The 11,589-nt window shown below is 64.5% G+C and carries 8 protein-coding genes; all 8 read left to right on the top strand.

What is annotated here, in order from left to right; translation table 11 throughout:
* Positions 1-5 precede the first annotated feature (5 nt).
* The 8 genes from KIO76_RS17440 to KIO76_RS17405 all read left to right on the top strand — a co-directional run bounded on the left by KIO76_RS17440 (position 6) and on the right by KIO76_RS17405 (position 11,556).
* On the top strand, positions 6-794 hold the full coding sequence (locus KIO76_RS17440; protein ID WP_213324424.1) for a SapC family protein: 789 nt from the start codon (positions 6-8) through the stop codon (positions 792-794).
* Positions 795-971: 177 nt separating this feature from the next.
* Positions 972-2,495: a methyltransferase regulatory domain-containing protein gene (locus tag KIO76_RS17435; protein WP_213324423.1), complete on the top strand. Its 1,524-nt coding sequence runs from the start codon at positions 972-974 to the stop codon at positions 2,493-2,495.
* Between the two features lie 179 nt (positions 2,496-2,674).
* On the top strand, positions 2,675-4,789 hold the full coding sequence (locus KIO76_RS17430) for a beta strand repeat-containing protein (protein WP_213324422.1): 2,115 nt from the start codon (positions 2,675-2,677) through the stop codon (positions 4,787-4,789).
* A gap of 199 nt (positions 4,790-4,988) precedes the next feature.
* A complete protein-coding gene (locus KIO76_RS17425; RefSeq protein WP_249729758.1) occupies positions 4,989-6,770 on the top strand; it encodes a type I secretion system permease/ATPase in 1,782 nt (593 codons plus the stop codon).
* Positions 6,771-6,995: 225 nt separating this feature from the next.
* Positions 6,996-8,918, top strand: a complete 1,923-nt coding sequence (locus tag KIO76_RS17420) for an HlyD family type I secretion periplasmic adaptor subunit (RefSeq protein ID WP_213324421.1) — start codon at positions 6,996-6,998, stop codon at positions 8,916-8,918.
* A 217-nt stretch (positions 8,919-9,135) separates the two neighbouring features.
* Positions 9,136-9,699 (top strand): hypothetical protein, encoded by a 564-nt coding sequence (locus tag KIO76_RS17415; protein ID WP_249729636.1) that lies wholly within the window; start codon positions 9,136-9,138, stop codon positions 9,697-9,699.
* A gap of 33 nt (positions 9,700-9,732) precedes the next feature.
* Positions 9,733-10,386: a L,D-transpeptidase gene (locus tag KIO76_RS17410; RefSeq protein WP_213324420.1), complete on the top strand. Its 654-nt coding sequence runs from the start codon at positions 9,733-9,735 to the stop codon at positions 10,384-10,386.
* A gap of 153 nt (positions 10,387-10,539) precedes the next feature.
* Entirely contained in the window at positions 10,540-11,556 is a 1,017-nt protein-coding gene (locus tag KIO76_RS17405) for an amino acid ABC transporter substrate-binding protein (protein WP_213325320.1), read from the top strand.
* The last annotated feature ends 33 nt before the right edge of the window (positions 11,557-11,589 follow it).

Raw genomic sequence — 11,589 nt, 5'->3', positions numbered from 1 at the left:
GAGCCATGTTCAAGACGCAGATTCCCCTGACTTTCGCGCAGCACCGCGATCTCCGGGTCTTCGAGAGCAACGACTACAGCTTTGCCAAAGCTGAAACGCTCGCTCCCTTCGTCTTCGACGAGATGAGCGATATCGCTCGCGAATATCCCATCATTTTCCCCGACAATAAGAGCGATCTGCCATCAGCGCTTTTGGGAGTTGAGCCCGGAAAGAACGCCTATATCGCTGACGATGGCCGTTGGCTCGCAACCTATATTCCTGCGCATATCCGACGTTACCCGTTTCTTTTCGGAACTGTGGAGCAAGGGGAAGGTGAGCAGAAGCGCATGCTTGTATTCTTCGACCCGGACGCGCCGCATCTCAAGAACCCGAGTGGTCATCCTGTTTTCACGCCTGAAGGTCAGCTGACGCCCCATATGCAGCGGCGCTTGCAGCTTCTGGAGCATGTTCAGAAGAAAGTTGCGACCACCAAGGCCATGGTGAGCGCGATTTCCTCATTTGGTCTGCTCGCGGAGCGCAACCTTGTCATTCGCAAGGCAGACGGCTCCGGTCACCAGATTAAGGGCCTCCGGGTCGTCGATGAGAAAAAGCTCAACCATATGCCGGATGCAGAGTTTTGCGCTCTCCGCAAATCCGGCGCGCTCCCCCTGATTTACGCGCATCTCCTGTCCTGGGCGAATTTCCGCCAGGGTCCGATCGGCGGAAAGTATCCCGACCTTGTGGCCAAAGCCGGTGGGAACAACGCCCCGTTCCAGTTCGAGAGCGATGTCCTCGACCTTTCGCATCTGAGCTAATTGGGCTTCGGCCCGCCGCCCCTTACCCGGAGCGTTTCGTTTCGGGTTTTCGCCCCGGCCTACGAGCTGGGGTTTTTTTTATGACGGAAGCGCCGCAGCTTTTCTTTGCTGCGCCGCTTGCATTGAAAGCGATGCTGATCACAATCCCCGAACGGGAGCGCAGGGCGGGAGTGACGCATGGCGGACTGGAGCGATGGCTACGTGACGGAGGTCGGCTATACGCATGGCTTCTACCGCGAACTCGTGCCGCTCAGTCTGCAACTCGCGGCCTTGACCTGTGGCGTCAAGCCCCCGTCAGGGCGCCTGCGCTATCTCGAGCTCGGCTGCGGCCAGGGTATATCGGCCAATATCATCGCCGCCGCCAATCCCGACGTCTCGGTCACGGCGATCGACTTCAACCCCGCCCATATCGCGGGCGCCTGTGATCTGGCGCGGCTGGCGCGGAGCGAGCGCGTCGACCTGCGCGAGGCAAGCTTCGCGGATCTCGCGGCGGATCCCGACCTCGGCGCCTTCGACATCATAGCGCTCCACGGGGTCTATAGCTGGGTCTCCGCGGAGAACCGCGCCCTCATTCGCGAGATCGCGCGCAAGCACCTGAAAACCGGCGGCCTGCTCTACGTGTCCTACAACGCCCTGCCCGGCTGGGCGGCCGCCGCACCCCTGCGCCGCCTGCTCATCGACGCGGCCGCCCAGCAATCCGGTCCGTTGTTCGACCGGATCGACGCGAGCCTCGCCTTTGCGAAGCGGCTGGAGAGCGCCCAGGCCCGCTATTTCACCCAGTCGCCCACGGTCGGCAGCCGGCTCGAGGGGCTCGGCAAGCAACAGAAGGCCTATATCGCGCACGAATATCTCAATGCCGATTGGACGCCGTTCTACTGCACCGACGTGCGCCGCGACTTCGAGGGCGCCAAGCTGAGCTACGTCGGCCAGGTGCAGCTCTCCGATCACGTCGATGCCATCAATTTCACCGAGCCGCAGCGGGCGCTCCTCGCCGAGATCAAGGACGCGGCTTTTCGGGACCTCACCAGCGACATCATCCTGAACCGTCCGTTCCGTCGCGATCTCTTCGTGCGGGGCCGCCTGCCTCTCGAAGGCGCGCAACTGTTCGAGGCCTGGGCGGCCCAACGTTTTGTCCTGTCGAGCGCCCCGCAGTCCATCGCGCGCTCCATCACCACACCCGTCGGCACGATCGGCTTGCAGGAGGCGATCTACGATCCGCTCGTCGAGGCTCTTGCCGAACGCCCCAAATCCGTGCGGGAGCTCCTGAACACGCCAGCGCTCGCGAAGATCGGCTGGCAACGTCTCCACCAGGCCTTGCTGATCCTCGTCGGCCAGGGGGCCGCGAGCCCCGCGCTCCCCCTCGAGGGGGAGGAGGCCCGCGCTGTGGGCACCGCGCATTTCAACGACGCTGTCCTCAATGCCGCACGGCACAGCGGTCAGCTGTCGTATCTCGCCTCGCCCGTCACCGGTGGCGCGATCGCCGTGGACCGCATCAGCCAGCTCGCGCTGTTGGCCCGCCGGCAGAAGGCCGATGATCTCGTCGGCTTCATTTGGTCGATCTTTGCGGCGCAAGGTCAACGCCTCATGAAGGACGGCGCGCCGTTGCACGACGAGGCCGCCAACCGCGCCGAAATCGAGACTCGTCTGTCGACCTTTCACGAGGAGCTGCTGCCGACCCTGATACGTCTGCGCATAGCGTGAGAGCGCTCCGGTCGCGCGCTGCTTCAGCCTCAACGAACAATGAAGATAGAACACTATTACGAATATCTCTTCTCATATTGCGATAATTATTGCACAAAGACAGCTCGACGGCGTTAACACACTCTACTACAAAGGCTTTGTGGAATTATATTCATATATTTTTTTATTTGAGGTTTTCTGTGACTGATATTGCTGTAAATGACGCGCTTGACGGCGCGCCGATGTCTGGTGCCACAAATTCGACAACCCTGAAAGAATACGCCATCGAGGTGAAGCAATGGCAGCTCTACGAGCAGCTCAAGCTAAGCATCGGCAGCCATGTATTCTCGGCATCGAGCGTTGTTGAGGGTTTTCGCCTGAATACGCCCACCGGCCCGCAATGCAATGGTCAAGCCTCGCTTGACCACTTCGTCGCGTTCAACAAGGCCGCGATCGAGAGCCTGACCGGCGGTACTGTTTTCGTGCGGCCCGCCCAGAGCGGATCCGGCAATTTCGAGATCGTCATCCAGGCGAAGGACGGTGCGGATCTCAATGGCGGCCCCGTTTCCGCCGCCATGGACCGCGGCAAGAGCTTGCATGCGCCAGCGCATGGCGACGGCCTCGCGCAGGACAGCCTCGTCAGCGTGACGACGAAAGGCATGCCCGCTGCCATTCCCGAACACAGCACCGAGCCGGTCACCACCGACGGCGCGCATGTCTCTGGTACGGCGCAGGCAATCATCGACGTGGCCGACTGGGACGCCTCCGATACGCTGCACATCAATATTGGCGAGCATGCCTTCTATGGCAGTGGTGACGCCAATCGGTCCACCTCCCTCTCCCAGTTCGTGGACGCGAATGGCGCTGCCATCGAAGCGCTCACCGGGGGAAAGCTCGTCGTTCAGGATGGCGACCTTGCGATCATGGGCGCGGCTTCGCTGAAGGGCGGCGCCATCTCCGCCTATCTGGAAAAAAGCGGCGTAGGCTCTGACTCGCCCGCTGTCCTGCACGTGGAGCAGGCTACTGCGGCCGCCGGAAGCGCCGCCTTCGAGCCGCCTGCAACCACGCCGACATCGAGCGAGTACCGCATCACGATCGGGCCGTGGATGCAGCACCAGCAGTTCCAGCTCACCATTGGGGAGCACGTCTACTCCTCCTACGGCGTGTTCGGTATCGACACGGCAGGCTCGCTTGCGAGGTTCGTGGAGCTGAACAAAGGGCCAATCGAGGCGCTGACCGGCGGCAAGGTGATTGCCGACGGGAACACGCTCGTCATCCATGGCGACGCGGGCCTGAAGGGCGGCGACGTTTCGGCGCATATGGACGAGTGGAATGGCACATCGATAAACGTTGCCAAGACCCCCTATGAGAAGCCCACATCCGGGACCGGCACTGACGGCACCGATGGCACCAACACGGGTGACAACGGCACGGACGGTACTGACGGTACCAACACCAGCGGCACCGACGGTACCAACACTCATGGCAACGGCACGGACGGTACTGACGGCACCAACACCAGCGGCACCGACGGTACCAACACTCATGGCAACGGCACGGACGGTACTGACGGCACCAACACCAGCGGCACCGACGGCACCAACACCAATGGCAATGGCACGGACGGTACTAACGGTACCAACACCAGCGGCACCGACGGTACCAACACTCATGGCAACGGCACGGACGGTACTGACGGCACCAACACCAGCGGCACCGACGGCACCAACACCAATGGCAATGGCACGGACGGTACTGACGGCACCAACACCAGCGGCACCGACGGCACCAACACCAATGGCAATGGCACGGACGGTACTAACGGTACCAACACCAGCGGCACCGACGGCACCAACACTCATGGCAACGGCACGGACGGCACCGACAGTGGCGATGGCGCCAAGGATGGAACCGTCAAGGGAACGTCGACCGACACCGGCACCAACTACACCGTCGACTCCGGCGGCTTCAACCAAGACGGCGACGCAGAAAAGGTGATCGACGGTCTGAACCTCGGCACCCAGAACATCAAAGGTCGGGTCGACACGGTCGACTTCGCGTTCGACATTGATCTCGTCGCCAACACCTCCCGCGTTCAGGCCATCACCGGCGCTACGCTGAAGGAGGCCGTTGATGGGCTGTTCCATGCAGGCGGTGAACTGGACGGCAGCCATAACACAGCGGGTTTGTTCGGTTATGGTGGGGATGTTTATCTCGTTGCCGCCCGCGATACAGGTGCGGCATTTGGCGCCGACGACGTGATCATCAAGGTCACGGGATACACGGGCGTCATCGACCATTCAGACTTCGTCTGACGTCCGACGGGCGGAGATTCCCGCCCCGTCCCGGCAACCGACAGCGCAAACGGCGGCGGAGAATGCTCCGCCGCCGTCTCGCCTTGCCTCACATCAGGAATGCCTGCTGTGGTAATTGCCTCCATAAGTTTGGGTTGGTGCGATATACAGTGCTTATGAAACCCCGTATGATGGCTTATCGGGATTGGAGCGTAGATTGATGTCACAGGCGGGGATTATGGGTGGGGGTAAGAAGGCTCCGACGGCGCTGAACGCGGCGATCCGCGCGACGCGACCCGCGTTTGTGACGGCGATCATTTTCTCGTTTTTCATCAATCTTCTGGGTTTGACGGGTTCGTTGTACATGATGCAGGTCTATGACCGCGTCCTGTCGAGCCGGAACCTGACGACACTTGTTGTCCTGACGATCCTGATCGCGATTTTGTATCTTGTTTCGGCCTCGCTGGAGAGCCTCAGGACGCGCCTTCTGGTGCGCGCGGGTGTCCGGTTTGACGAGGAGGTGAACGCGGATGCGTTCAATGCGGTGCAGCGGGCCTCGCTGCGCCAGCCCGGTCCTGGCCATGTGCAGGCCCTGCGCGACGTCGACAGCATCCGGGAGTTCTTCACGGGCCAGGGGCTGATCACCTTCTGCGACGTGCCGTGGGTGCCGATCTACATCATCGCGGCAACGCTGCTGCATCCCTGGTACGGGATCCTGGCGATCATCACGGCCTTGATCTCGGCGGCGCTGGCCTTTGCGAACGACCGTGCGACGCGGCCGGTGCTCGACCAGGCGACGAAGGCCAATATCACGGCGCAGAACCAAGCGCTGACCACCTTCCGCAATGCGGAGGTGCTGCAGGCGATGGGGATGGTGGGACGGCTGCGCGAGAAGTGGGTGAAGCACCACTACGACGCGCTTGGCCACCAGGCGCAGGCCTCCGACCGGGCCGGCGGGCTGATGGCGGGCATCAAGTTCAACCGCGCCTTCATGCAGAGCCTGATCCTGGGGGTCGGAGCCTATCTCGCCATCAAGCGGGAGATCTCGCCGGGCATGATGATCGCGGCCTCGATCATCGTGGGGCGCTGCGTGCAGCCGATCGAGATGGCGATCAGCAACTGGAAGTCGCTGATCAACATGCGCTCGGCCTATGAGCGCGTGCAGGGCCTGTTGCGGGCGCTGCCGGCGCCGGGCGCGCGCATGCGTCTGCCGGATCCGAAGGGTGACATCTCGGTCGAGAACCTGATCGTGCGGGTGCCGACGCGGGACGTGCCGGTGCTGAAGGGCATCTCCTTCGCGGTGCCGGCGGGCACGGTGCTGGGTGTCATCGGGCCGAGCGCTGCGGGCAAGTCGAGCCTGGCGCGGGCGCTCGTCGGGGTGTGGCCGGCGGCAGCGGGCTGTGTGCGGCTCGACGGATCGGACCTGACCCATTGGGATCCCGAGCAGCTCGGGCGCTTCCTCGGCTATCTGCCGCAGGACGTGGAGCTGTTCTCCGGCTCCATCGCCGAGAACATCGCGCGCTTCGGCGACATGGACGAGGCGGGGATCGTGGGGGCGGCGCAGCTGGCCGGCGTGCATGAGATGATCCAGCGCCTGCCGGACGGCTACAACACGCAGATCGGCGAAGGCGGGCAGGCCCTGTCGGGCGGCCAGCGCCAGCGCGTGGGACTGGCGCGGGCCCTTTACGGGTCGCCGCCGATCCTGGTGCTGGACGAGCCGAATGCGAGCCTCGACGCGGCCGGCGAGCAGGCGCTGATGACGGCGATCCGCCAGCTGAAGGCGGCCGGGCGCACGGTGATCCTGATCAGCCACAAGACCAATTCCCTGGCCTTGTGCGATTCCATCCTGGTGCTGGCGGAAGGTGGCGTGCAGGCCTTCGGGCCGCGCGACGAGGTGCTGGCCAAGGTGCTCGGGCCGCGCATCGTCGGGCCGCAGGGCGCAGGGCCGGCGACCGCCGCCCCCGGCCAGCCGGGCATCGCCGCGGCCGCCGCGCCGGGTTGAGCAAGCCTGGCCTCCAAAGGGGCCTCGCGTGACCTCAAGCGGCCGCCCAATGACCCCCGAGGGGGCTAACACCGATGTGATCGGAGCCGGCGGCTCTCCTGTGGCGAGCGGCGGCGCCGGTGTTTATGTTCGCTGGCCCGGTTGCCGCGTGGTCCGGACAGCGCTTGTCCCTGTTGTTCCTCCGGCTTGGTCCGGAGTCTGGTCTGTGACGCTGGAGCGTGGTTGATGTCCGAGCAGAAGATCCCCCCGGTGCAGAAGGCTCCTGTGCAGAAAGCGCCTGTGCAGGCCGAGACAGGGCAGGCCCCAAACCAGCCCGCCCCCAACCCGCCCGCATCGAGCCAGTCCCTGTTCGCACAGCCCGTTGCGGGTCACCATTCGCGGGTGGCCGTGTCAGCCCCCGGCGGCGTCCCGGCCGGCGCCGACGGCGAGAGCACGCGCTTTCCGCGGCCGCTGACCTTCGGCAGACCCATTCCGCCAAACCAGCCCCCTCAAAGCCAGGCCAGCATGGGCCAGCCCACCATGGGCCAACCCATGTCGGGCCAGCCCACCCCTCCCCTTCCGGCCGGAGCGCGACCCGCCGGCCCCGCGGCGACAGCCGCCGCGCCGGAAGACGTTTCGGGAGCGAGGTTCGAGGGCGAAACAGCGGGGTCCACCCCCTTCGCCGCCATCACGCCGGCGAAGGTGCCGGCCCATGAGGCCATCCAGGGCCAGCCTCTGCAGAACAAGGCCATGCAGGACAAAACCGGACGCAAGCTGCCCTTCCTCGAAAAGGCCATCGATGCCGCCCTCAGCCTGGGCAAGAGCAAGCGCGACAAGGCGGAAGGCGGCAGCGACGGCACCGGCTCCCCGGGCAAGCCCGACAGCGACTTCCGCCGCATCGCGCTGACCGGCTATGCCATCATCATCTTCACCTTCGGCGTCATGGGCGGCTGGGCCGCGCTCGCCAATATCGACGCCGGCGTCGTGGCGCCGGGTGTCATCTCCGTGGAGAGTAAGCGCCAGGTCGTGCAGCACCTGGAAGGCGGCATCATCAAGGAGATCAAGGTCCGCGAGGGCCAGAAGGTCGAGGAGGGCGACCTCCTGTTCCGCCTCGAGGACACCACCGCGCTCGCCAACCGCGACGCGGTGCGCAACCAGGTGTATGCGGGCCTGGCGCTCGAGGCCCGCCTCGTCGCCGAGCGCGACGACGCCCCGGCGATCACCTTCCCCGCCCTCCTCGTCGACCATCCCGACGATCCGGTGGTCAAGCGGGTCATCGCCGACGAGACCGCCCAGTTCACCGACCGGCGCGCCTCCATCACCGGCCAGCTCAACATCATCAACGGTCGCGTCGACCAGCTCAAGGCCGAGATCGACGGCCTCGACCGTGAGCGCAAATCCGCCGAGCAGCAGCTCTACTTCATCAACGACGAGCTCGTCGGCATCCGCGACCTCGCCCTCAAGGGTCTCGTCCCGAAGTCGCGCCAGTCGGCGCTGGAGCGTGAGAAGGCCCGCCTCGACGGCGTCGTCGGCCGCAACCTCGCCGATGCCGCCAAGGCCCAGAACAATATCGGCGAGATGAACCTGCAGGCGACCCAGACCCGCCAGAAGTTCATCGAGGAGGTCGGCGCCCAGCTCCTCGACATCCGCCAGAAGCTCGGCGACATGCGCGAGAAGCTCAACGTCACCGAGGATGTCCTGCGCCGCACCGAAATCCGCGCGCCACGCGCCGGCGAAGCCCAGAACATCAATCAGCGCATCTTCACCGTCGGCGCCGTCGTACGCCCCGGCGACACCCTCGTCGAGATCGTTCCCCAGGACGACGAGCTCGTCATCGAGGCCCGCGTCCAGGTCACCGATATCGACAATCTCAGGACGGAAACATCAACGGAAGTCCGCTTCCCGGCCTTCCACTCGCGCACCACGCCGCTCATCCTCGGCACCCTGCGCAACGTCTCCCGCGACCGCCTCGTCGACGAGCAGACCCGCGAACCCTACTACCTCGCCCTCATCTCCGTCGCCGATACCGATATCCCCTCCGAGCTCAAGGGACGCCTCAGACCCGGTATGCCCGCCGAAATCATCTTCAATACAGGCGAGCGGACCGTCATGAGCTACCTCATGAGACCCCTCACAGACGCCATGTCCGGCGCCTTCAGGGAACACTGACGCGGCGAGGAAGGCGGCGCGGAACGGTTGATCCGGCGCCGCGACGTCCTCTCAACGGTCGACCACAAGACGACAGCCCCGCCCGCGCGGCTAGGCCGCGCGCTGGTGCGTCTTGCTCTTTCCGTCATCACCTTCTCATACTATAGCTTATGCTAGACGTCTGGGTTGCACAGCAAAAGCAATCCTGACTGTCCAGTGCTGAGACGTGGGAGGAACGATGCACGGGCTACACTCTATTGGCGGCCGAGCCTTCATGGCGGCTCACCCGGACAAGCCTTCCCAACAGTTGCCTCCGAACAACTTGCAATCTTCGCGCACTCGCGGCGCCGCGATTGCTGCCCTTCTGCTGGGCACCCTCACCCTGACAGGCTGCGCCATGATGCCGGAAGAGCGGCAGAGCTTCAGCCAAACAGCGCCCGCGGGCCTTGCGATTACCCGCGACCAGCTCGTCGGACGCTGGGGCATAGCGTCGTTCCATGAGGAGAAGGATCGCAAGCGCACCGAGGCCCAGGCCCGCGCGCAGTGCAGCCAGCCCTACGTCATCACCAAGGGCCCGACCAACGGCGTGATGATGCATGTCGCCGACGACGCGCAGCTCTATGAGCTGGCCCTCAAGCGCGGCGCCGATGGCAGGACCTACATCGGCTTCGAGGCTCCGGCCGGCCATCCGCAGGACCGCGAAGTTCTCTCCTACAATGGCGAGTTCCTCGTGATGCGCTTCGTCGACCCTGACGCGAATCGCCGGTACGGCACGTTCATTTTCGCGCGCTGCGGCAACTGAGCGTGCTCGCAGCAGGTACAAGTGGAGTACGGAATGCTCAAGGACATCAACGAGACCCTTCGACGGTCCACGTTGAGAGCGGCCTTTGCCGTTCTCGCCGGACTATCGCTCTCGACCGCGGTGGCAGGGGCTGCTCTCGCCCAAAGCGCGCCGCGCATCCCGGGCAAGGAAACCTTGGACATCGGCGATGAGCCCGGCCGCGTCTCGACCGAAGAGGTCGTGATCACCGACGGCCCCTACGCGCGCCAGATGGTCTTCTTTCGCAGCAACGAGAAGCCCGGCACGCTCGTCATCCATACCTCAGAGCGCTTCGTCTATCTCGTTCAGGGCAACAACCGGGCGCTCCGTTACGGCATCGGCGTCGGCCGCGAAGGGTTCCAGTGGTCGGGCCTCGTGAATGTCAGCCGCAAGGCGGAATGGCCGGACTGGCGTCCGCCGCCGGAGATGATCGCCCGCCAGCCCTATCTGCCCCGCTTCATGGCGGGCGGCCCCGGCAATCCCATGGGCTCACGCGCGCTTTATCTCGGCTCGACGGTGTTTCGCATTCACGGCACCAATCAGCCCGAGACGATCGGTCACGCGATCTCCTCTGGCTGCTTCCGCCTCGCCAACGGTGACATCATCGATCTGTACGAGCGGGTCCCTGTCGGCACGAAGGTGATCATCCGGCACGGCGCCACGATCTGAGCCGCGGCGGCTTTAACAAAGGTTTCCCGGCGCACCATGGGCGGCGGGTTCTCGAAAGACCATACACGGGCGACCAGGAGAACGAAGACGATGCTGCAAGCGGCCCAACCCCGCGCCGGGTTCCACGCCACCACGCGGATAGCGCAAAGGCACATGCGCCGTGCCCTCGCGGCGACGGCCGGCATCGCCGCGGCATGCCTTCTGGCGCCGGTCGCCTCGGCCGCGACGCTCGACACGGTCAAGCAGCGCGGGCAGCTGCAGTGCGGGGTCAGTGAAGGTCTTTTCGGATTTTCGGAGAAGGACGCCCAGGGGCAGTGGTCGGGCTTCGACGTCGACTTCTGCCGAGCGGTCGCTGGCGCCATCTTCGACGATCGCGCCAAGGTCACCTTCGTCCCTCTCTCGGCCAGCGAGCGTTTCAAGGCCCTGAAAGACGGGCGTGTGGACCTTCTCTCGCGCAACTCCACCTGGACGCTCGAGCGTGAAGCCGGCCTTGGTCTCACCTTCGCCGGGATAACCTACCACGATGGCCAGGGCTTCATGGTGGCGCGCAGCCTCGACGTGTCCTCGGCGCTGGAGTTGGACAAGGCCAAGGTTTGCGTGGAGGCGGGCACCACGACCCAGCTCAATCTCGGGGACTACTTCCGCGCCAATTCCATGACCTATGAGGAATTGAGCTTCCCGAGCGCCGCCGAGGCGCTCAAGGCCTTCGAGGCCGGGCAGTGCAACGTGCTCACCCGCGACCAGTCGGCCCTCTATGCGGAGCGGCTCAAGCTTGGAAAGCCGGGCGAGGCGGTCGTCTTGCCCGACGTGATCTCCAAAGAACCCCTGGGACCAGTCACGCGCAACGATGATGTTGCCTGGTCGAATATCGTTCAGTGGGTGAACTTCGCCCTCGTCAATGCCGAGGAGTTGGGCGTCTCCAGCGCCAATCTCACCGAGGCCCAGAATTCCACCAAGCCTGACGTGCGCCGTTTCATGGGCGCTGAAGGCGGACTTGGCAAGATGCTGGGGCTTGGTGACGGCTGGGCGCAGCAGGCCGTCAAGGCGTCCGGCAACTATGCGGAAATGTACGAGCGCAATCTCGGTGTACAGTCGAAACTCGGCATCCCGCGCGGCCTCAACCAGCTCTGGAGCATGGGCGGCATCCTCTACGCCCCGCCGATACGCTAGCGCTAGGCGATTAGCATCCATCCAGCGTAGACC

The organism is Chelatococcus sp. YT9 (assembly GCF_018398315.1).
Classification (GTDB): Bacteria; Pseudomonadota; Alphaproteobacteria; order Rhizobiales; family Beijerinckiaceae; genus Chelatococcus.
This window is presented reverse-complemented; position numbering and strand designations above follow the sequence as displayed.